Below are 21429 nucleotides of genomic sequence, written 5' to 3' on the forward strand. Positions count from 1 at the left end.
GACATGAGGGATTCAACTACTCTTCTCTATATCATAGTCGTTTGGTTCGTTTTAACGTTGACATGCTCCTTTGGCCCCGCACTAACAACGGTTAATGCACAGCAGAGATCGTCTTCAGAAACGGCACAGAATCTGCCGACAGAGCAGCTTGCTCCTGTAGAGATCGAAGCCCCGCGTCAGGATCGGCGGCAATCGCAAGCGAGAACCGGGACTACCGACGGGGGGTTTGGCACAGGCGATCCAATTCCTTCAGGCCAACCGGGTTCCGACTATCCACTTACTCCCGGTGAAGTGGTCTCCACAGGAGGGCGGCCTCAGAATCTCGCGAATGTACCCGCTGCAGTCAGTATCGTCCCGAACCGGGGCGTAGAATCGTTAGGGTACATAGGGGTTCCAAACATGATTCAAGGCCAGCCGGGTGTATATACGTCGGGCTATTCCGCTACACCTTTCGATGCCGCGGTTGTGTTGAGAGGTTTTTCCAATGAGCCGGGTAATAGAGTGTCCTTACTCTACGACGGTAGAACGCTGAACACTCCACTGGGTGACGCCAACTGGATGTCTATATTTCCCGAGTTGATCGATCGTATCGAAATACTAAGAGGAGACGGCACCGTTCAGTTCGGTCAGAAGGCGATAGGGGGAACCATCAACATCATCCCCAAGAGACCTCGGCAAAACCCCGGAACATTCTGGGGCGCAGAGATTGGCTCCTGGCAATCCGACAGAGAGTGGGTTGCGAGCAACATGGTGTATGGCCCGATAGCAGCGGGTATCTTCGCAGGCAGGTTCTTCACTGAGGGATTCCGGCTCTATCAAGGCAATGGATTGGACGAAGAGTTCGTTCCTCGGCCCGGCCCCTGGATGCTCTATAACGTGCAGGGCAGCATCAATTGGAAGATTACCCCTAATCTTACTTTTGAGATTTCTCAGTTGTTGTCGGATCGGCGGAACGGCAATGCCACATATGTGCAGCAACCCCAATGGGGAAGAAGGGATATCCGCGATGTGGCAATATTCGATTACGGGTTCGGAATGCGTTTGTCACCTGTGTGGGACGGCCCAACCGAGCTGTGGGACGCTGTGACCATCGGACGACTGCTCTATAGCGGTGATCGACTGGGTACCTTCGAGGCTATCTACAGTTATAGACGATCCGACCAGAGGACCACAGGAATAAGCTGGTTCGGCCTGTCGGACCAGCGCTGGATCGATTCGGGGCTCTCGTTCAAGTACTTCCGAACCGATAAATATTCTGTTGTGACGAACGAGTTAACCGTGGGGTCCGACCTGTGGGACGGCAAATTCGGCAGAGAATCAAGACAGATCGTTCAGACATTCGGCACCAACGCAGTCGAGCACCAGGCTGAACAGTCGGGCTACAGGGAATCCTTGAGCTATTACGTGATGAACCAGACCAGGTTCTGGGATCGGCTGTACGTGGACCTTGGGTATCGCATAGAGAACTACGATCTCCCCGATCTCTATGCAAACGATGCGGCACGGGTTGTCACGAATGCAAAGAGAATAGACAGGAACAAGAGTGCGTCTCAGTGGGCTCTGGGGCTTGTTTACGACAAAGAACTCGGTTCCAGCACATATTACAAGCATTCCAGAATGTACCGATTTCCCGAATTCTACGACATGGTAAACCTGGGGTCGTTCGGACTCCCGCCGGATCCGCCGTTTTGGCTGTTAGACCCGGAAGAAGGCACTTTGAAGGAAGTAGGAATACGTCACTGGTTTAACCGCAACATCTATGCAAGCGCAACGTATTACGACTTGGATATGGATAACGAGATTCTCTACGGAATGGATGACGCAGGAAACCAGAGAAACGTTAATGTTCAAAATGTCTCACATGTAGGTCTTGAGCTGGAAGGCCTTGTGAAAGTGACACCTTCCTGGACGGTAAAAGGAAACTGGACAAGGCAGAAGGTGCTTGTCCGAAGCAACTTCCTTCCGGCATTGACTCCTCTCAACGGTCTGACCACCGAAGACAAATGGCTGTACCAGAATCCGGGAGAGATGGGAAATTTTTCGCTGGAATACAATAACAGGGAATGGGGCTTCTCAGGCCTCATCACGTATCACTATATTGGAAGTCGTTATCGGATCAACGATCCGTACAACATAGCCGAACCTCTTGAACCCGCAAAATGGGGAGATCTGGCGTTTTCTCAGACCTTCCTTGGTGACACTGTCACACTCTATTTTGGAATCAAGAACTTCTCGGATGCGCAGTATGCGATCATTGGCACCAAGTCTGCCCCCAGCACTTCCAGCCCACTGGGAACCAGTGTTCCTGCCGCCTGGTATCCGAACGAGGGGCGCACCTTTTATACAGGGCTGAAAGCCAATATGGATTTCAACCGTATGAAAGTCCCGACACGTGAAGACTTGAACAGAATGCAAAGACGTCTGTACGGATCGGTGCAGGCTGGAGTCGACAGCGTCTATGGATTGGGAGCCAGATTCCGTACCATGGCCAACTTTTAGGGACCGGTCAAGATTGCTACGACGTCGGGCAAGTAAGGAGGTATTCAACGTGAGAAAATTGCAGATTTTTGCGACGATACTTGGAGCTATTTTGTTATCGGGAATTGTTCTGAACGCTCAAGCCGGTCCCCCTCTTCAGAAATGCGCTATTCAACCTTTAGAGACACGCGACGGCGGATCGCAGAGACAATCCCGACCCGAATGCGGATTGGAGCTTACCTGCACGGATAAACCCGTGCTGCTGGGCAATTCTCAAGGGGTGTGTTTTCGGGCCACATGTCCGGGAATCTGGGGACTGATCCATACAAGAGCAGATCAAGCTTCTTTTCGGAGGCGCTTTTTTACATATCGTCATTATGCCTTCAGAGGGTACTGGGATCTGAAAGATCAGGGAGTCATTGAGACCGGGGCGGCGCCCATTCGCGAACTGTTTCTGGTATTACCTGAGGATCTCATCGAGTTCAGACTGAACGATCCGGATTGTTACGCCAGGGTTGAAATCAAAAAGCTCGGGTACATCAAAACCGGTAACCTCTGCGAACTGCAGGAATGGTTGGCCTACAATTCCTATCTCGAGAAAGCAGAATTAAACAATAACAGCAATGTTTCATGTCCGGTGCCATTAGGATCGTGCTCGAAAAATGCAAATTGGTTGGATCATGCACGCGGGGCGGCTGTTGGGGGACTGTTTACCCTCGGCCGTAAGATCGGACTGCCTTGGCCCGGCAATTAACATTTTTGAGTTCGAACGGAAACCGAAAATAGTAATTTACGCCCGGGAAAAGCCACCTTCCCCGGGGATTTCGAGCGACAGACCTGCTCTTTGGGAGGTAGTCGTTTTAAGACGCCTCCCTCTTTTCTCTTTTCGGTTTGAGTTCCGCGGGTATGCAGTCCAGGTGCAGAATCAACCCGGCGAAATACGGGTTGTGCACTTTTGTGACAATTGCCGGAATTGATGTCCGATCGAAGAAGGATAATGGTGGGTGCCGTGCCTCCGTGCCGACACCTCTTCAATATGATCAATGATATCAATCGAATGGACCGGCCGGGACGCCGGTCCCCACTAATATCTTGTGTTGGAGCGTGGGATCAACGTCAGGATTTTTGGCAATCATTCTATGCTGGAGAGCTTTGGTGAAAAAAGGACTTCTCATGATAAATACCGGTAACGGAAAGGGGAAGACTACAGCCGCTTTGGGGCTCATTTTTCGAGCTATCGGCCATGATTACCGCGCGTGCCTGATCCAGTTCATCAAAGGGACCAGAATAAGCGGCGAGTTGGTTGCGTCCGATCGTTTCAAGGATCTCCTGGACGTCTATGTTTTGGGAGAAGGGTTCACTTGGAACCCCAAAGGGATGGCAACGCATGTTGAAGCCGCAAGAAAAGGATGGTCCTTCGCAAAAGGACTCATTCTATCCTCGAGCTACCGGCTCATTGTCCTTGATGAGTTCACGTACCTTCTGAGATATGACGTCATAGATAAATGTGAGGTGCAAGACGTGCTTTTCAATCGTCCTGAAGGGACGCACATAATGATAACCGGTCGCGACGCCCCTGAATGCCTAGTGGAGATTGCCGATATGGTAACCGATATGAAAGCTGTGCGACACCATTTTGATTTCGGGGTAACCGCCCAATGTGGAATTGAGTTCTAGCCACTCCCGGTCAGGAGTGTCCAGATCGTGCGTAAAGGAGGGATCTATGGAAAATACTACGATAACAATCGGAGAGATGGACGAACGGGTGAGGACTGCCATTTCCCAAGCCCGGCAACAATTGAAAAATGACAAAGAATCCTTGGCCAGTTTGGATGAATTCACCCGTTTGTGGAACGATCTCAGCTACCGTCTGATTATGAGTTACACCGGCATATCCCTTATGAAGCTTGTTACGATGGAAAATGGCCGTAGCATACTACAACTTGCACAGAGCCTGATTCCGCAGAAAGACCATTCTCTCTTATCAATGGACTGCGGCAAAAGCTTGTCAGAGTTCTCGAACTGACTTTGCTCAAGGCACATGGCTGCAGGTACAAGAAGGCCTGAGGCCTTGACGGCAACGTTTTTGCGCTAGTGGTTTCGGCTTCGTCTATTCCGGACGATCATGCCTATCCCGACAAGCACTATGACGGCCGCAGAGAAGACTATCGCGTACCACTGGGCTCCTGAAGAAGGTAATTCAGTCGTTTTGTCCTGAGAATTCACCTCTTCCATCTTGTACCCTTCCACATCTTCTTTACTCTTATCATCAGCCTCTTTCTTCTGCTTTTCTTTCGCTTCAGCAGGGGCTTGTTTACTAAACCCCTCATTGACCTGCTGTTTTATGTCAGCCATTGCCGTAGTTTGTTGATCCAGTGTCTTCTTTATGGCCTTTTCCACAGCGAGCCGGAACTTTTCCACAATTTCCGGAGACAATACACCCGGTATGGAAACAATGTTCATCACCATAGTATTGAGCATAGGATTATTACAAGTGTGATCGCAGCAAGCGATTCCTTGCTCCACAACGTTAACCGCGTATTCCGCTGCGAGCTTCTTCTTGGTGGCATCGTCCGCTCTCCAGTAGTCTTTGCGAATCGATTCCAACATCCTGGCTGCAATGGACTGGTATGCCCAGGGATTGGTTTTGTTGAAGAACTCTTTGATATCCATCTTGTATTTGTCTTCCACGTACACTTCATATGTTTCGCGCCATTTGGCTTCATCAACGGCAAAGGGAGTCGTTGTTTGCCATCCCCACATGTAATCCACGAAGTTGGACATTTCCCTCGCGCCTGCGTAGTCTTCCTTCTTCATACCGTCAATCCACTTGGGATTGAGATAGCGCGTGCGCAGCTCCTTGCCTATGGTCTTCCCGAGACTTTCCACTTTTACATCGTCCGGGCGTTGTTGCAAAGTCACCACGGTGTCGGGCGCCTCGCCTCTTTCCTTGCTGATGGCCAGTGAAAGCCCCCCCAGATATTGGAACATGTCATCGTTGTCCATGGTTCCGTAAACAGTAGATGATATGGAATGAACAGCCACATCGGATCGTTTGAGGTTCTCTCGCAGCGCTTCTTGAGCCTGGTTGCCCCATTTTCCCTGACCGTACGCATATCCCGTGTGCTGTTGAAAAACTTTGGCAATCTCGTCGTCCTTTTCCCAGAGTCCGGAAGCACTCGAAAGCTCTGACACCCGGTTGCCGTAATTTCCCGGCATCTCTGAAAAAATACGCATCCGCGAAAGGATGGAAGCTTTTTCCTTCGGAATACCTGATTGCATCAACTGATCTTCGATTTGGTCGTTGTTCTTTCGTATGAGGTTCTCAATATCGGTCAACACCGCTGCCTTTTGCACGGCCTGATCCAGATACTCGAACATATTTGGAAAGAGGTCTCTATACAGTCCCGAAGCATTTATCAGGACGTCAATGCGGGGTCTTTTGAGGAGTGAACCGGGAATGGGCTCGACCCCGGCAATACGATCGCTACTATCCCAAAGCGGTCTCATACCCATGAGGTGCAGGATAGTCGCTTCATTAATTCCTTCGTTGCGGATGGTTTCAGTAGCCCACAGCACCATTGCCACTTTCTCGGGATATTTCTTCTTTTCCTTCAGGCTTCGGTCGATGATTTCCTCGGCTGCTTTGACTCCCAATTTGTATGCAGCTTGAGAAGGGATTTTTGCAGGATCGAAGCCGTAGAAATTCTTGCCCGTGGGAATAGCATTGGGATTGCGAAAAGGATCGTTGCCTTCGCCCGGCGGAACGTAGCGGCCGTTCAGTCCCGCGACCAATCTATCAAGCTCCATCGGGCCGGATTCGGACAGTCTTTTAGAAACGTCGCCACCTTCGCGTTTAGGATGCATCTTAAGAATGAACTGGACGGTTTCGGAAAGAGCTTCACCATCAGGAGACAAACCGAAAGTGTGGAGACCGTACGGCATGAAATTGCCCTGAACCTCAATAAGGTAGTTTTCGACACTGCGGAGTTGCTCGTCGCCGATCTCTGTAATGCCCAAGTCCTTATCAATGCCCAGTTTTTTTATGAGCTCCACCAGGCTCTGCAATCTTACTCCAGCAGTCTCTGCTCCCGTGGAGCGCGAAGCGTAGTACTGGCTTATCATGCTGTAGAGCTTGCTGTATTCCTGGTAGAGGCCGCCCTCCTTTACCGCAGGGATGAGATGATCCACAACGACAGCTCTTCCGCGGCGCTTTGCCTGAATCCCTTCACCAACGTCATCTACGATGTACGGATAGAGACTCGGGATGTCGGTAATCAGAACGTCCGGAGGACAACTGGTGCTGAGGGCCACCTGCTTTCCGGGCAGCCATTCGTGGGTTCCGTGCGTGCCCAAATGGATTTGGACATCCGCTTGGAAACCATGTTTCATCCAGAGATAGGCCGCCACGTATTGATGATGAGGATAGAGGATCGGAGAATGATACAATTTCATGGGGTCGTCGGTGAAACCGCGTGAAGGTTCAGGCATGAGCATCACATTTCCGACAATAATTCCGGGCACTATGATTTCACCGCTGCGGATCATGAGATCCGACTTATCCACTTCTCCCCATTGATCGAGGACTCCCTTGCGGAAATCTTCCGGGAGTGCTGCAAACCACTTCATATATGTTGCGACAGGCACACGAACGACGTTTTCGTTTCGTAACATATCGTCGAGTTCCCCTGGAGCCCAGTTGCCGATGTTCCTACCTGTCTTGAGGATGAGATCTCGAATCGTCTCACTGGTGAGATCGGCCCTCGAGCCCACCGCGAATCCTTCCTTCCGTAACCGGTCGAGAATCTCCTGGAGGCTTGCAAAAACATTCAAGTAGCTTGCGCCTACATTCTGTTTCCCGGGAGTATTGTTGTAGAAAAGAATGACCACTTTTTTCTCTGCGTTCGGTTTCCGCCTCAATTGCAGCCAGTTTCCGATCCTCGGGATGATGAGTTCCAGATTGTCGGCGATCGCCTTGTGGAGAAATACTGTTTGGCCGGTTTCCTCGTCTATTCGCTTTTCTTTGCCGGACACTGCGCTCGGCTCAATCAGCCCTGAAAGCTCGGGGTTTGAGACAGCCCACCCGACTTCGATCGGCGTGAGTCCGCGGGGATCTGTCTGCCATTCTTTGATGGTACTGTAATAGACATTCAAAAGATTGAAAATCGGAACGTCGAGATTCTTGAGATTCGAGAATACGGATTCATCCAGAGCTGACTGAAACTTCAAGGAAAAAGCCAGAACAATATCCATATAGGGCTTGCCTGACTTGTCCCTCATGAGCTTGTTCAGAACCTCCGGGTCCCAGCCGAAAGCAGTGGCAACACTGAAGCCGGAATCCTCGAGCTTCCGTATGATCTGGTCGATGTAATCTACCTGTCCCGAGCCGATGAGAGGGGAATACGTCAAAAGAGCAATCATCGGGGCCTCGGGACGAAAACCTTCGCGGCCGCGATACCACGCGAGGTAACTGTCAGGATCGGGAAACGAGGCAGGAGAGTCAGGATGATACATGCCGAGAAGCGGTGCAGGCTTCGGCTTTTCATACAGAATGAATCGATCGAATTCACGATTGGCGACCTTTAGGATAAGGCTGCGAATGTTGTCGGGTTCCAGATGGTGGTAGAATTCCCTCACTTCATCGTCGAAGACAATTCCTCGTTTCTTGAGGGATTCATCGTCTCTCGAAGCTCTTACAGCGTAGATACGCCTCTTTGGGACATCGATGTTCTTCTCCAGGTGATCGACGAGCTCGTGAATCATTACATCTACGATGATGACGTCAGCGTTGCGAACCCCTTCTTTCGCCTTTTCACTTTTTTCGAGATTCTCCGGACTGTATATGCTCACTTTCAGGGTTTTCGGGAGCGCATCCCCACGGACGGCCTGTGAGACTACCAAGGTATCGGAATCCGACACGAGGAAGGCGATATGATTCGCATGGCACACCTGCGAGCACAATCCTACCGCCAGACACACTTGCATTGCAATGAAAGCCCTCATCTTCGAACCCATTTATTTCCCTTGCCCCCCAACAGAAGAAGTTTTGGAGGATGCAGATTTCCGCTTGTTAAGACCGTTCAGAAAAGCGTCAATAGCCATGCGGATAGGCTTGGAGGCCATGTCACGGGGAACAAACTCGATCAGGGTGTCCACCGGGCAACCTGCAACTTCTTCGCATTTGTGTCTGCAAATGTCCTGGAAAGCCTTGATGTCGCAAACCAGACCGCTATCACAGGCAGTGCCAAGAGCGAATGATGACTCCAGGAACCCTGCATGCGAAGGATTTAACAGCAGTTTCTCCAATCCTGCGTATATGCCTGAAACATCTTCTCGAGAAAACCTGCCGCATTCGCTTACCAGTCCGTACAGATCAATTTTACGTTCGTTGAGTCGTTGAAAGACGCTTCGGCGGGCTGACAGACCGTTCTGCAAGGAAATACTCTCCTTGACGCCCTGATATACTCCTTTGGCAATCAGCTCTCCCAACTTGGAGTGGCCGCCAGTGTTTTCGACTGTTTTCCCACGACCTTCCACAACCAACACCTCGTCCGTTCCGGTTCCTGTAGCCTGATACCGCGGAGAATAGCTGCTGCGGATGTCGAGATCCTGGAGGGCTGCTGATTTCGCTTCTGTTGCGCTTATTATTGCTCGGGCCTGAGCCCTTGCCGTGAGTCGCATGTTCGTGAGGATGATGATATTGATTGTCCCGGGCTCATAGAATTTTCCTTCATCGACGGACGAACAGATAGCATTGGTTTCAACTCCCGCAGTGACCAGCGCATAGACGACCATGTCTTTATAATCAGTCCTCTGTATCGATAGGTTGTCCATTTTCGCGCCTGTGTACAGGAGCGAAGTGCTTTCAGGGCGCCGTGTACTGAGGGTGCAGACTTTGTTCTTGAGAGAATCGATAGAAGTACTGTGTCCGATAGTCCAAAGAGGTGCGGAGAAGTAGTGATTCCCAACCGTAGTTATTCTTGTAGCGCTTCCTGCACATGAGTTTACGCAGCTCATTGGCTCCGTGAAGTCGATCAGGAGGGTTTGAGTCGGAAAATCATGGATGCTGGCGTCAATCACTTGAGCTGCCTTCACATAAGGGAGATCGACCGTGATCCCACGAGACTGTGACACCGCGTCCGGAGACAAGTCAAAATCTTCGTTAGTCAACTCATCCGCATAAATTACTCCGGCTAACCATGCAACAAAATCACCCATGTGCACGGATGCTCGACAGGTCAAGTCGCAAGGAAAGTGGGCGTAGTTGCTGTTCTTCACTGCCTCCACATCTTTCCAGCCGGGTTTGTCGAAAAGTTTCTGAAAGAGTCTCCCTTCGATTCCACAGTAGTAGATAAACTGGGGGTTAAACTTTTTCCATTCTTCTTCGGTCACCCGGACGACCGCTCCTGATTTGCCAAACGAGGGCGGTATTCCGCCTGCCAACTGGATAAATTCATTTTGAAAAGAGCCGTCTCCTGGCGTCATAATCCCGTCCGATCCCATGAGCCGCATGACACGTTTGCGTTTGTTTTCCGGAATCCTCGAAACCTTGCGAGAGACTAGATCCAGTTGTTTTCGTATCTTGCCGATCTTTGCCGTAGCCTCTTCGGTCTTGCCACTGACTTTCCCTACGAGCTCGATCGTCTTGAAACCGTCTTCGATTGTGTGTGCATCCACCTCTATCAAGGTGATGCCGGAACCGACGAATCTCTCACGTATCTTGCTCTGAAATTGGGAAAGCAAAATTATGTCAGGTCTGAGCTTCTCGATCAGCTCGGGAACCGGATCGAAAAAGCCTCCTACGATAGTCTTGCTGTTCGCTTCTCGAGGAAAAGTGTCATGATAGGTCAAGCCCACAATCCGATCGCCTGCACCAAGGGCAAAAAATGTTTCTGTAGCGCCGGGGACCAGGGATACGACTCGTTTGGGAGTCTCCTTGAGACGTATTGTTTGGCCGCTGGAATCGATTATGGTGATCTCGCTCGAAGAGCCTGCAAGGCAGACGCTTCTTACAGAGAGAAGCACAATCAATAGTATCGGCACCATTCTCTTGAAAGAAAATAGGATCGAATGCATCTATTACCTCCAATTAGTCCGGAACGTACACCATCGTGCCGTCTTCCAGACGATATGCGGTCCCCAGCCGCTCGCCCCCTCCTTTGGCTTTAGCTTTCGTCACTTCCATAGCTTTGATCTTCTTGCCTTTTTTCGAGATAATCTGAAGATTGTCCGAGGAGGTCTTTTTGATGACAGTCATGTCGGATTTCTCATTGAACAAATCCAGGAGCTGGAAGGTCGAAAACACAGTCACTATCAGCCCAACAATGAACACTACCGATAAGTCGAAGAGGTTCGCCACTCCGGTCAACGGATCGTCATCACCAAGGTCGTCTTCACCTGCCAATGTATGACGGTTCATGTACCTCATATTCTTGGCACTTCCTTATTGCGGTTTTCCATGAGAATCTCCGTGAGGAATTCCATGCGGCGCACATCCTGCTCTATCCAGCGTCGCTTCTTCCAGTACAAGAAATAGGCGGATGTCCCGATAGCCAGCCCGACTACAGTCGTGGTGAATGCCAGAACCAATTCCGAGGCCAGCTTTGACATATCACCCTGACTTAGAGCGGCCAATCCAGTGCTCATTGGGATAAGTGTTCCGATCAAACCGATTCCCGGACCGATGCGGATAAGCATTCTCAAGTGATCTGAAGATTTCCAGAGCTCTGAGATATTCTCTTGTAAAAGGCTTTCAATGACGGCTTCTGTTCTAGAATCCGCTTTCTCCAGCAAAGGCGCAAGTGCCTTGAGATAGGACTGAACAGTGTGCGAGGACACTCTCTCAGTGTTTGACGTAAGGGCCAATTGCGTCAATTCCAGTGAAGTGACTTTCTTCAACCTCGCCCTCTCGAGCCATTCGGCAAAGAAATTCCCGGCAAAGATAAGAATGCATAAAACGAGCACACTCTCCAGGAAAAGCGCCGGATACAGGAGTGTGCTTGAAACCAGATAGATGAAGCTCTGGAGAAGAGCACCAATATTCAATGTATCTACCTCCTTCTTCCAATCCTTCTGAGGACAAAACCGGTTGCGAACGCTACTACCAATATGAACCCTACAGACACGGTTTCGTTGATATTCCCCCCGGACCCTTTTGCAGTGTAACGGGCAATCCGATATATTCTTTCCAACTCCCCGAAATGGGGCGCCACTAGGATTGACACCAGAAAGTATGCTGACACAAACAACATGGCCAGTCCGAGAGTCCTTTCAGGGGTTGTCTCTGTCAGCGAGCTCGATAGGGAGACAAGAAGGATCGTCACTAACGTGATAACCAGGTAGATTCCATAGGCTCCCATCATGGCAGAAAACGAGTTATCCGGAAAAAAGGCCACAAGAAAACCGGTAATAAAGAATATGACCGACGCACAAACAGGACAGGGAACAACGAGAGCAAGCCACCCGAGACTCTTCGCGTGTCGAGCTTCATCGGTCCTGAGAAGAGAGACCGCCCAGAGGAGAGTTCCTCCTGCCATCAGCACATGGAGAACCATGCCTGATCCAAAGAGGTTCTTGAGGCTATTGAAACGACTGACCAAATCGATTGTACTGGAGACATACCACGAGCCCAGAAACAGACCGAAATAGGTTACGGTGATGGCTGCAAAAACCGCAGCTTTTCCTGCAAAGGTGGCTCGAACGGATAGAAGGTAGGAAATTCCGCAGCCACTCTTGACGGAAAACATTCCGAGCGCAAATACAAGTCCTAGTAGGAGGCTTTTGAATTCCGGCATGGCTATTCCTTCGAGAAATGTCGTGCTTTAGAGCTCAAGGCAGTAGTGCGAGAAGACAATTTCAGCTCCTCTTCTTGAAGATGATCGGCACTACGTAGGTTAGTTGATCCTTCATCAAGGCATCAGGTATGGGCGGAAAATGCGAAGAGGCATTCTCAACAATCTTCAAAGCAGCCTTGTCCAATATTTCGGAATCTGCGTGAGTGATGATAGAAACACTCGCCAGCGATCCGTCCTTGTTAATCGTGAAGCACACCACAGCCTGGCCGTTTGCCATGTTCCTGAGCGCAGCCCTTGGATAATAGGCCGCATCATGTATGGCAGAGAGTATCCGGTCCTTATACCTCTCTGCTTCGTCGCCGGCTTTGAGTGCCCCTCTTCTTTCCGGACTTGCAACAGAGGGTGTAGAAGCTATCGAGTCGTGCAAGCTTCTTGAATTATTGGGATTATCGTCTTTCCGAGACTCCTCTTTGGGAACCTTCTGATGAGCGAGGATAGTTTCATCCTTGCGTTTCTCGTTCAGAGGAGAGGATTCAGGTTCCGGTGGCAGTTCTTCCTGCGGGATTTCTTTCAGTCGTTCCTTCTCAGATTCCGGCTGTACGTTGTCCTTTTCCTGGGTTGGATGTCTTCGAGCGAGAGAAGCTAAAGAAGCGGGAGAATCGATGGAAGCACGTGAAGGATCGTCCGGAGTTACAGATTCATGCTCCGTCTGAAGTTTTACAAAAATCGGCTTTTCAGAGATTCCGCCGAGTCCCCGAAGCGTTTGGGTCGGAATCGCAAGAACTATGGACAATGCTGCCAGATGAATCAAAGAACCGATAATGAAATATCTGAATCTGTCAATAACGAAGCCTTGATGCATCACGCGGCTCAAAAAACCTTCCAGCAATTCACATTCGTCCAAGCGCAGGATCCGGCCCGATGGCGGTCTTTCGTGTAGTTCCGGATGCCCGCCAATATGGGGAAGATCGAAAATGAGGCAATCCCAATCTGTCGTTGCAGGTTCCGGATCGCAATATGAGGAGTCAGCGGGTTGATATTGGCAAGAGACATGGGGTTCGAGATCGGCGTCAAGAACAATCGAACTACGATACTCCGCGTCGAAGAAACTCAGCATGTGGTTTTCACAGAAATCTTCTTGCCAATTTCGAGAAGATTTGCTCTGCCGTGCGAACCACCTGGCGATCCGCACACTCGACGATCTCTGTTCAGGCAGTACCGAGAAGGCGATAGCGTCCGATGAGGGGCGGTACGAATGGAGAATGTGGGTGAATTTTTCCATCTGAATGCCCTTCCGAGAAGTTCGCTGCCGCGGGTTTTGTCCCCTAAGAAACAAAAACCCGAGACCAACAATGGACTCGGGAGTGCACCCAGTTTACTTTTTCCCAAGTTATCGGCTGTCTATCGCAGCACTATCGTCACAGGCAGGTCTTCTGGCTCCCGGATCGATCTACTTGCCCGACCTTCCCACTTGGATACGCCAAGCAGTGGCATTAACGGGCTTTTGTCCCCGGTTACAGCGGCGGGACCGCGCCGGATTTTAACCGACTTCCCTATTAAGCGAACATCGCGCCTGTAATTATATTTTTTCACACATTTCCAGTTCTGTGTCAAGCTAGAACGCGAAAATGGTGACTTCAACAATATGAACGTCACTCATAAGGCTTCTTTACAGGGGCAAGATGGCAGCGTTTAGAAGACTGAAATACTAAATGTGACCGTCAAAGAGTCAAGTCTCGCTTTTAGGGCAATTACCCCTTGACAAAAATCACGGCAGAAGCGTATTGTAAGAATTGCTGGGCGGGTAGCTCAGGGGGAGAGCACTGCCTTCACACGGCAGGGGTCGGAGGTTCAAATCCTCTCCCGCCTACCAGTTAACTACTTGAAATCATTAAAACAGGGTCACGATGCAACGTGGCCTTTTTCTCTTTTGACTGCTTCCCAGTTACTACTGAGTTACTACTTTTTGAGGAAAGCCCCGCCACGTCATTTGCAACCAAGATTTCCGTTTCACCATGATCAAACGTCATCTGGTCTATTGCATTCACTAGTTCTTCGTCACTGATCCTGCCATATCGTTCACTGACTGAGCGGGCTTTAGTTTGGTGTCCAAGAATGCTCTCAGCAATTTGTGGATCCATTTTTGACCGGCGAGCATTTGTCCGCCATGTATGCCGCAGATCGTGGAACCGAGGCCAAGGTTCTTTTAGTCCTAAAGCCTCACATGCGCGAGGCCATACATTCTTGAAGGTTTCCAGTTCAAGCGGACGGGGCCCGGTCTTGTCATAAAATAGGAAAAGCTTATTGCTGAGACTCGTCACCTTTCGCTTACCATTTTCCAAACTGCTCTCTAAAATCGGAACAAGATCTTTATGAATGGGCACTCGTTTCCAGTGAGCCTCTTTCGTGTTTTGCGGAGCTAATACAATGATCCGCTTTGAGAGATTCACTTGTTTTTTGGTCAACCCCAGAATCTCACCCCGTCTCATTCCAGTGTAATACGCTGTCAGCGCTAGAGGTCTAAACCATTCTGGAGTGCGAGCAATGATTGATTGTACATCCTTAAAACTGATATAGACCTGGCGCTCACCGTCTCTAGCTGAAAGAGAGTCCAGCAACCTCACAGGATTAACCTCAATGAGCCGATGCTTGATCAAGACCGAAAACAGTTTGGATAAGCTGACAAGTTCACGGTTCACAGTTGCCGGGCTCACTTTGTCTGTTAATCGATCACGCTGATATTGCTCAAGCTCTGGAATCCACACGGATTTTATCGGCCGATTCACTCCGATCTTTGCTCCAATGTTGGCAAGCGAGAGTTCGTGTCGCCAACGTCCAGGACTGTCATGAATTCCGGGATCCGTGATGAAGATCTTACATGCATCTCGGTACGTCAGATCTTCTTTCAGTTCGTCTCCGCCCAAGTCCGGAGGGATTGCCAAATTTTGATTCTTAAACATGCGAATACAGGCTTCCCGGCTAACAGCATCAAGCCCGGAATAATCACCTGATCGAATCGCTACAAGAATCGCCATTTCAATCCGCTCCGCCTCTTTCTTCCTTTTGACCGTTGGAAGCTTTATGCCAACCTTTTTCTTACCGCCAAAGGGATAAAAATAGATGAACAGGCTTCCATCTCTGTCTTTTACCATTCGCGCAACTCCTTTCGGAATTCCGCTTCAACCGATTCCCTAGATAATTTCTTCCGAGACCTTTTGTTATCACCCCCTTTTGGTCGGGATGGTAACGAGACCGGACGTGCTGTGTCAACAGGTGATTTTGTATGCGGAGGGGATGAGGTCTGTAAAGAATGGGAAGCTTTTGAAACGCTAAAGTTTTCAGCCTTTGTTTCTACCCGACAAGCGGCTTTGTAAGCCTCAATATCTGAAAAATCAAAGCGCCGTTCTTTGCCGTTAATCCAATAGTAACCGAGTTTCCCTGCTCTACAGAGCGCATGAACAGACTTGACGGGGATCTGCAGCATTCCCGCAACTTGCGCGGGCGTTAAGAGCTGGAAAGGTGTGGATGGTGAAGGTGTGGCCGGATTACGTTCGTTCTCTCTTCTCACGCGGTCATCAGTGCGACCGGTTCCGCTTTTCTTGGCCATTCATGGCCCTCAAAAAATCACGGAGATTGTGTATCCATGACGATTTTCTCCTCATGTGTCGATTCGGCCCGCAAAGCGGTGTTCCGTCGGGGATTGGTCGTTCAGTATCAAAGACGTACACACGGTGTCAACTATTTCTTGCCGGCATGGGTTAAAATGAGGTTCCGGAACCATGTTTTTCAGAGAGTGTATTTCAAACTTGTGTAAACAGTTACACAAGTTGTCTGTTATTCCGGTTCCGGAACCGGACTTATGGAATCATTACCTTTTTTTAATCCGTGTACAGACACGGACTTTATGGTACTTGTGGATACGGAACCACATGCCACGCAACCCATCCACGTGCCCACACTATACCGGAACGGCCGACGAGACAGACGAGGAAAACGAGTGTCCGTACCTGACCGATGATGGGGAATATCTGTACGTTCTTCCGGTATAGCTGCGACCGATTGCCAGCGGGAGGATTGATTGTAATCTATTCCTAGGTCTTTGAGCTTGACAGGCTTAGTTCTCTCATCATGAAAGGGGTATGATTCGTGTTCCGCTTTCCCCCCCCTATTTAACTCCATTACCTCCAACATCTCGCCCGCTTTCCGTTCAGCCCGTATCTTGATCTCTGCACACTGATTGAATGGGTTTGTTGTCGTACGTATGGCAAAGGGGATCTGCTGTACGTAGTACCTGAACCACATTTATAAAAAAGCTCAAACCAGCCCCCACAGCCGCCCGGCGAAGTTATACACAGGTTCTTTCATCTGTCCACAGCCACTATGCCGAAGTCCACACCGACCAAAAATGTATGAACAACCGCACAGTCTATCCACAACGATCATCCGATCCGCTCCATTTACGCAACTTACACCCTACAAAATGCACCCTCAATTGTAGGGTGTAGCCTACAGCCTACTTTTTGTCGGACGACAAGAGAGGTCGCAACAGCTACCCGAGCCACATACAGACCATTTCTAAACTATTTTCATTAATGTCGTCATTGTTTTTGACACGCCTGTCCTGATGTGATACCTCAAACATGAATTACGGGGGGCTTACCCCCCAAAGAGACATTATGGGACAGATCACTATATTTAATTAGGTAGTTATGAGAGCAACCCAAACAAACATCACAACGATAGAGCATATGTTAGAGAGGTAACAACAATGGTTCTAATGAAGATTCTCCGAGTGTCCAAGGGTTTGAATCAACGTCAGCTTGCAAAGCTCATTGACCTGGATCCTGCCGTCATCTGCCATGTCGAGCGCAATCCAGAGATTGGACGCAACCGCTTCCTGACAAGGGAGACAGTCCGCCGGTTGGAATCATTTTTCGGGGTGCCCATCGGTAAATTGCTGGGACCCGTGGACCACGAGAAGCTGCTGAAGCTCGTGGCATAGTCTCCCCAGAAAAACGCAAACCGGGAGTGACGGCCCGGTTCGCAGGAAAAGAATTTTGTTTGAATGGTTGTTATGTCAATTCAATACCCCCCAAACCGAGAAAAATCAAGCCCTTTTCTTCGTTTTCCCCCCGAACACGAAACTTTTTTTTGCCCGTGCCGCGTTGCGCGAGTGCCGTATTCAATGAACTACGAGAGGAATTCCCGAGATGACCGATAATTGTGAGACCGTGAGCCCCGCTGATACCATGACTGTTGATACGGTCAGCCTCAAAGTTCCGCAGCTAATTCCAGAAGAGCAGGCAATGGGGTGGGTAGAGCACTATTTAGGGGACATAGGGACGTGGTACGCCAATCAAGCGCCGCAGTATTATCAAGACGGCAAATTCCAATGTCCCGACTGTCTAGGACAACTTGAATTGATTTGCCCGTCACAATTCAGATGCACAGGGAAGTGTCCACAAAAAAAACAAGTGAAGAACTTTGGCCACCTTCTGTCGTCTTTAAATAAAACCGAGTTCCCTTATCCGAAAAAAGCCCTTTACTATCTAGCCGCCCAACAGCTCCGCTCATGTATTGTAGAACAGCCAAACGACACCAGACATGCCGAATTGATTAAGTGGGTGGCGTTTTACGTCCAGGCCATGAAATGGCGTGTCGTCCCGGTCTATGAAATCGGTCTCAATGGATTCTGTACCTGTTCCAAAGGCCCAGACTGTAAATCACCAGGAAAACATCCACGCGTGGGAAAATGGGAACAGAGAGCCACAAACGATCTCACGCAAGCCCTCGCATGGTGGAACGGCAACTGGAGACATAGCAACATCGGTCTCGCTACCGGTCCCGAGAGCAATGTGTATGTGATCGACCTAGACGGCCCGACCGGAATTGCCAATTTCCAAAAACTCATTGAACCGCTAGGAGACACTCCCGACGTGCCCTGCCAAATCACAGGCTCACGAGCCGGCCGTCAATACTTCTTTGAGTGGCCAGCCGACGGGACCACTATTAGAGGCAACGCAAGCATAATTGACGAGGGGATTGATATTCGTGGAATGAACGGCCTTGCAATTTTACCACCCTCAAATCACAGAAGTGGAGAATATTATGAATGGATTCTTGGATAAGAGGCCGCAACAGTGGCCGGGGTTAGTTGAATTGATTAAAGAGAAATCTGGAACACCAAGACAATCGCAAGAGGATGGCGAGACGGGCAAGAAACGTGGAAAATCTAGCCGAGTGTCACGCGGACACCTATCTATAGCTGAATCAATCCCTGAGGATACCAGAAACGACATATTGTTTAGGGAAGCCTGCAGCTTGCGGGAAAAAGGACTCACGAAGGATCGAATCCTAATCATGATCCGTGCCATAGACCGCGAACGATGCAACCCCCCGATAAACGACGATGTCGAAATTGAAACTCTCGTGAACAGCGCATGGAGCTACAAGGAGAAAAAAGAGAGGGAATTGCTAGATCTGACTGCTCCAAACCGAAACACCTCGGACATGGGAAACGCCTCCCGCATGGCTGGCCATTTCGGAGACGATATTCGGTTTAGCAGTAACTTCGGTTGGTTGACTTGGGAAGGTGCCCGATGGGGCCGCGACAACCGTTCAAAAGTGCAAGGCTTCGCTAAACGCGTGCCGGGTCTCGTTTACCGTGAGGCCGCTAACGCAGCAACCCAAGACGAACGTGAGGCCCTGGCCCGACACGCAATGCAGTCTGAGTGTGCATCTCGAATCAACGCTATGATTCAACTGCTACCCTCCGAACCGGGAATCTCTGTTCCTCATGACGTATTCGATACAAACCCCTGGTTGTTTAACGTGCAAAACGGAACCATTGATTTACGAACAGCAAAAAAACACGAACACCGCCGGTCCGACATGATAACGAAAATCTCGCCGGTCACATACGACCCCGATGCACAGTGCCCGCGGTGGCTCCAATTCTTACAAGAATTGAAACAGGAACAGCGAGTCATTGAATTCATTCAAAGATCACTGGGCTATTCGTTGAGCGGGAATACATCCGAACAGGTCTGGTTCTTCCTTTACGGCACAGGGAATAATGGTAAGGGTGTGTTGATAGACACAATTTCTTACGTTATAGGTGATTACGCCGTTGCCACCGATGCCGCCACATTCCTGGATAATCAGAAGGGCATCCGCAACGATTTAGCCCGACTTCGTGGCGCTCGCTTTGTTTCAGCACAAGAGCCAAGCCCGAACGTCCGTTTCGATCCTTCCTGCCTGAAGTCCTTCACGGGACAGGATACAATCACTGCGCGCTTCCTGCATCAAGAGTTTTTCGAGTTCAAACCTGAAGCGAAGCTGTTTTTTTCCGCCAATCATAAACCCGGAGTCATAGACAATTCGTTAGGTTTCTGGCGCCGAGTCCGAATGATACCCTTCACGACACAATTTGCAGGAAAGGCAAAAGATCCGAATCTCCGGGAGAAACTAAAGGCCGAAGCATCGGGAATTCTAAACTGGCTCATTGAGGGTTGCTTAAAGTGGCAACAGGATGGTTTGAAAGTGCCGAAAGAGGTTCACGATGCCATTTACGAGTATAGAGAGAATACGGACATTCTCTCAGACTTTCTGACAACCCGCTGTGTTATAGGGAAGGATACACTTAAAATTGAGCCTGTGAAGCGTCTGTATGATGAATACTTAAAGTATTGCGACGAAAACCGCATCCGAAAACCGTTCAGTAGACCCAAGTTTAACCAAAACATTGAAGAAAGACAGGGGGTTAAACAAAGAAGGGAGACGAATTGCCGTTTCTGGTCCGGAATAGGGTTGCGTTGCGATTATCCAGACGAACTAGTTAATTCAAACACTTACCCCGTTGAGCAGCGCTGCCCCGAGGTGTGCGCTATTTCTGGCACGTGTGAGCATCCGCATCTTTGCGCGTCTGGTTTTTGTAACGATTTTCGTGAGATACTGAGAAGTTAAATGAAATCAATAGGATGACAGAATGACAAAAAAACTATAAATCTGACTTTTTTTCTACATGAGAAAATTTTAAAAAAAAATGTCAAAAAAACGATATTTTTGTCATTTTGTCATTCTCCAATTCTTTCAAGGACTTATGTGAAATTGGACAAAAAACAGGGTTTGGTAATTATTTCAACATTTTATATGTATAGGGACAATAGGGACAACAAACACTAAATTCTGACTTTTTTCTCTCGCGTAGGGTACAGGGAAAAAGAATTCAAAATCATATAAAGGTTGTCCCTGTTGTCCCCAATCCGGAAGACGACACTAACCACTAAGAGGTGATGCCCCTAACCACTGTTGTAAGCTATGAATAATATTACTTGAATTGCCTTACCTCGAATTTCGAGGGACATTGACCAAATTGTTAGGAGAAAACCATGAGCGCTTATGATTGTAACCATGATGATTACGCCGGCCCCTATTTCTTATCTCGGGAATGCACTGCAGACCTGATGTCTTCAGCTCAACAGAAATTTTTCAATCCCCAGGCGATGCGCGACTTCAACGATGCTCTCAGTGAGGGATATTTTGTGAATTCGCAATTCAAGTGTCGTGGCTGGAAGAACATCAGCAACCACTATCTCGCGTGGTGTATGAAGTGGCAAATCCCCTACATCACCTTTCATCCGCGTGGGAAGCTGGCAACACTATCCTTCGTGTTACGGATTGCAGATCGGACCTTGACGCAGTGGGCATACGAGGAAGCGGACGAGCTGGTCTTCGACCATGTGGTCAAGTTCAACGCAAAACCAGTATCTACCCCCATATGTATCCAAATTGGGAAAATCAGCGTGGATGATATTGAAGAGGTTGGATTTCAACTGGTAGATTTGGCTGCATATCGGAGCTATAAAATACAATGGCCAAAAGTGGCCTAAAAAGCTAAGTGTTTGTTATTATTACATAAGGACTATATATAGCTTTTTAAATATATAGCATACTTATAACAACGCGGAATTACGCAAGTAATTAATGGTATTAAGTGTAGCTAACAAGCGGAGTAGGTTTATTAGTTACAGTCACACCCGCTCACCTATCGCTCTGGCCTATGGCTTGCTGGTTGTTTGATAGGTGCAGCCTATGGGAAGTGGGATATTCGATAGGTCGGAATGATGGGGATGTGAGGGGAAGCGAGAAAAAAGCG

Annotated in this window: 16 protein-coding genes, 1 tRNA gene and 1 riboswitch; of the genes, 9 read left to right on the top strand and 8 right to left on the bottom strand. The window is 49.2% G+C overall.

Annotated features, from left to right (window positions below; all coding sequences use genetic code 11):
• Nucleotides 1-3 precede the first annotated feature (3 nt).
• The 4 genes from DESTI_RS16685 (at nucleotide 4) to DESTI_RS16700 (ending at nucleotide 4504) form a co-directional block, all read left to right on the top strand.
• Nucleotides 4-2499 (top strand): TonB-dependent receptor, encoded by a 2496-nt coding sequence (locus DESTI_RS16685; protein WP_085930236.1) that lies wholly within the window; start codon nucleotides 4-6, stop codon nucleotides 2497-2499.
• A 49-nt stretch (nucleotides 2500-2548) separates the two neighbouring features.
• Nucleotides 2549-3232 (top strand): hypothetical protein, encoded by a 684-nt coding sequence (locus tag DESTI_RS16690; RefSeq protein WP_014811145.1) that lies wholly within the window; start codon nucleotides 2549-2551, stop codon nucleotides 3230-3232.
• 401 nt (nucleotides 3233-3633) lie between these two features.
• Entirely contained in the window at nucleotides 3634-4155 is a 522-nt protein-coding gene (gene cobO / locus DESTI_RS16695) for a cob(I)yrinic acid a,c-diamide adenosyltransferase (protein WP_041286266.1), read from the top strand.
• 46 nt (nucleotides 4156-4201) lie between these two features.
• A complete protein-coding gene (locus DESTI_RS16700; RefSeq protein WP_014811147.1) occupies nucleotides 4202-4504 on the top strand; it encodes a hypothetical protein in 303 nt (100 codons plus the stop codon).
• A 65-nt stretch (nucleotides 4505-4569) separates the two neighbouring features.
• Here the strand turns inward: DESTI_RS16700 and DESTI_RS16705 are convergent, their stop codons facing one another.
• The 6 genes from DESTI_RS16705 to DESTI_RS16730 all read right to left on the bottom strand — a co-directional run bounded on the left by DESTI_RS16705 (nucleotide 4570) and on the right by DESTI_RS16730 (nucleotide 13554).
• Nucleotides 4570-8493, bottom strand: coding sequence for a cobaltochelatase subunit CobN (locus DESTI_RS16705; RefSeq protein ID WP_014811148.1), 3924 nt, complete (start codon nucleotides 8491-8493; stop codon nucleotides 4570-4572).
• Nucleotides 8494-10554, bottom strand: coding sequence for an adenosylcobinamide amidohydrolase (locus tag DESTI_RS16710; RefSeq protein WP_014811149.1), 2061 nt, complete (start codon nucleotides 10552-10554; stop codon nucleotides 8494-8496).
• A gap of 13 nt (nucleotides 10555-10567) precedes the next feature.
• A complete protein-coding gene (locus DESTI_RS16715; protein ID WP_014811150.1) occupies nucleotides 10568-10906 on the bottom strand; it encodes a DUF2149 domain-containing protein in 339 nt (112 codons plus the stop codon).
• On the bottom strand, nucleotides 10903-11523 hold the full coding sequence (locus DESTI_RS16720) for a MotA/TolQ/ExbB proton channel family protein (protein ID WP_014811151.1): 621 nt from the start codon (nucleotides 11521-11523) through the stop codon (nucleotides 10903-10905). Before DESTI_RS16720 ends, DESTI_RS16715 begins: the two co-directional genes overlap by 4 nt.
• Nucleotides 11524-11528: 5 nt before the next feature.
• Nucleotides 11529-12272: a DUF2162 domain-containing protein gene (locus tag DESTI_RS16725; RefSeq protein ID WP_014811152.1), complete on the bottom strand. Its 744-nt coding sequence runs from the start codon at nucleotides 12270-12272 to the stop codon at nucleotides 11529-11531.
• A gap of 61 nt (nucleotides 12273-12333) precedes the next feature.
• A complete protein-coding gene (locus tag DESTI_RS16730; RefSeq protein ID WP_014811153.1) occupies nucleotides 12334-13554 on the bottom strand; it encodes an energy transducer TonB in 1221 nt (406 codons plus the stop codon).
• A 124-nt stretch (nucleotides 13555-13678) separates the two neighbouring features.
• Nucleotides 13679-13864, bottom strand: a riboswitch (cobalamin riboswitch).
• 206 nt (nucleotides 13865-14070) lie between these two features.
• Between DESTI_RS16730 and DESTI_RS16735 the strand changes: the two genes are divergently transcribed.
• Nucleotides 14071-14145, top strand: a tRNA-Val gene (locus tag DESTI_RS16735).
• A 1-nt stretch (nucleotide 14146) separates the two neighbouring features.
• Here DESTI_RS16735 and DESTI_RS16740 read toward each other — a convergent pair.
• Together DESTI_RS16740 and DESTI_RS16745 are read right to left on the bottom strand one after the other, a co-directional pair.
• Nucleotides 14147-15424 carry a tyrosine-type recombinase/integrase gene (locus DESTI_RS16740; protein WP_014811154.1) on the bottom strand — a complete coding sequence of 426 codons (1278 nt, stop codon included), beginning with the start codon at nucleotides 15422-15424 and terminating at the stop codon, nucleotides 14147-14149.
• The gene (locus DESTI_RS16745) at nucleotides 15418-15879 is read right to left on the bottom strand and encodes a helix-turn-helix domain-containing protein (protein WP_014811155.1); all 462 of its coding nucleotides are present in this window, start codon (nucleotides 15877-15879) and stop codon (nucleotides 15418-15420) included. The genes DESTI_RS16740 and DESTI_RS16745 overlap by 7 nt, the downstream gene beginning before the upstream one ends.
• 1161 nt (nucleotides 15880-17040) lie before the next feature.
• On the opposite strand from DESTI_RS16745, the gene DESTI_RS16755 reads away from it, so the two are divergent.
• The 4 genes from DESTI_RS16755 to DESTI_RS16770 all read left to right on the top strand — a co-directional run bounded on the left by DESTI_RS16755 (nucleotide 17041) and on the right by DESTI_RS16770 (nucleotide 21163).
• Entirely contained in the window at nucleotides 17041-17274 is a 234-nt protein-coding gene (locus DESTI_RS16755; RefSeq protein WP_014811157.1) for a helix-turn-helix domain-containing protein, read from the top strand.
• Nucleotides 17275-17482: 208 nt separating this feature from the next.
• Entirely contained in the window at nucleotides 17483-18400 is a 918-nt protein-coding gene (locus DESTI_RS29055; protein ID WP_014811158.1) for a bifunctional DNA primase/polymerase, read from the top strand.
• Entirely contained in the window at nucleotides 18381-20237 is a 1857-nt protein-coding gene (locus DESTI_RS16765) for a phage/plasmid primase, P4 family (protein ID WP_014811159.1), read from the top strand. The genes DESTI_RS29055 and DESTI_RS16765 overlap by 20 nt, the downstream gene beginning before the upstream one ends.
• A gap of 425 nt (nucleotides 20238-20662) precedes the next feature.
• Nucleotides 20663-21163, top strand: a complete 501-nt coding sequence (locus DESTI_RS16770) for a hypothetical protein (protein WP_014811160.1) — start codon at nucleotides 20663-20665, stop codon at nucleotides 21161-21163.
• Nucleotides 21164-21429: the final 266 nt, after the last annotated feature.

This window comes from Desulfomonile tiedjei DSM 6799, from assembly GCF_000266945.1.
Lineage (GTDB): Bacteria > Desulfobacterota > Desulfomonilia > Desulfomonilales > Desulfomonilaceae > Desulfomonile > Desulfomonile tiedjei.

What these genes read in the sequence shown, in the direction of transcription:
- DESTI_RS16685 (WP_085930236.1), top strand. Translation starts at nt 4, where the DNA reads ATGAGGGATTCAACTACTCTTCTCTATATCATAGTCGTTTGGTTCGTT.
- DESTI_RS16700 (WP_014811147.1), top strand. Translation starts at nt 4,202, where the DNA reads ATGGAAAATACTACGATAACAATCGGAGAGATGGACGAACGGGTGAGG.
- DESTI_RS16705 (WP_014811148.1), bottom strand. Translation starts at nt 8,493, where the DNA reads ATGGGTTCGAAGATGAGGGCTTTCATTGCAATGCAAGTGTGTCTGGCG.
- DESTI_RS16710 (WP_014811149.1), bottom strand. Translation starts at nt 10,554, where the DNA reads ATGCATTCGATCCTATTTTCTTTCAAGAGAATGGTGCCGATACTATTG.
- DESTI_RS16715 (WP_014811150.1), bottom strand. Translation starts at nt 10,906, where the DNA reads ATGAGGTACATGAACCGTCATACATTGGCAGGTGAAGACGACCTTGGT.
- DESTI_RS16725 (WP_014811152.1), bottom strand. Translation starts at nt 12,272, where the DNA reads ATGCCGGAATTCAAAAGCCTCCTACTAGGACTTGTATTTGCGCTCGGA.
- DESTI_RS16730 (WP_014811153.1), bottom strand. Translation starts at nt 13,554, where the DNA reads ATGGAAAAATTCACCCACATTCTCCATTCGTACCGCCCCTCATCGGAC.
- DESTI_RS16740 (WP_014811154.1), bottom strand. Translation starts at nt 15,424, where the DNA reads ATGGTAAAAGACAGAGATGGAAGCCTGTTCATCTATTTTTATCCCTTT.
- DESTI_RS16745 (WP_014811155.1), bottom strand. Translation starts at nt 15,879, where the DNA reads ATGGCCAAGAAAAGCGGAACCGGTCGCACTGATGACCGCGTGAGAAGA.
- DESTI_RS16755 (WP_014811157.1), top strand. Translation starts at nt 17,041, where the DNA reads ATGGTTCTAATGAAGATTCTCCGAGTGTCCAAGGGTTTGAATCAACGT.
- DESTI_RS29055 (WP_014811158.1), top strand. Translation starts at nt 17,483, where the DNA reads ATGACCGATAATTGTGAGACCGTGAGCCCCGCTGATACCATGACTGTT.
- DESTI_RS16765 (WP_014811159.1), top strand. Translation starts at nt 18,381, where the DNA reads ATGAATGGATTCTTGGATAAGAGGCCGCAACAGTGGCCGGGGTTAGTT.
- DESTI_RS16770 (WP_014811160.1), top strand. Translation starts at nt 20,663, where the DNA reads ATGAGCGCTTATGATTGTAACCATGATGATTACGCCGGCCCCTATTTC.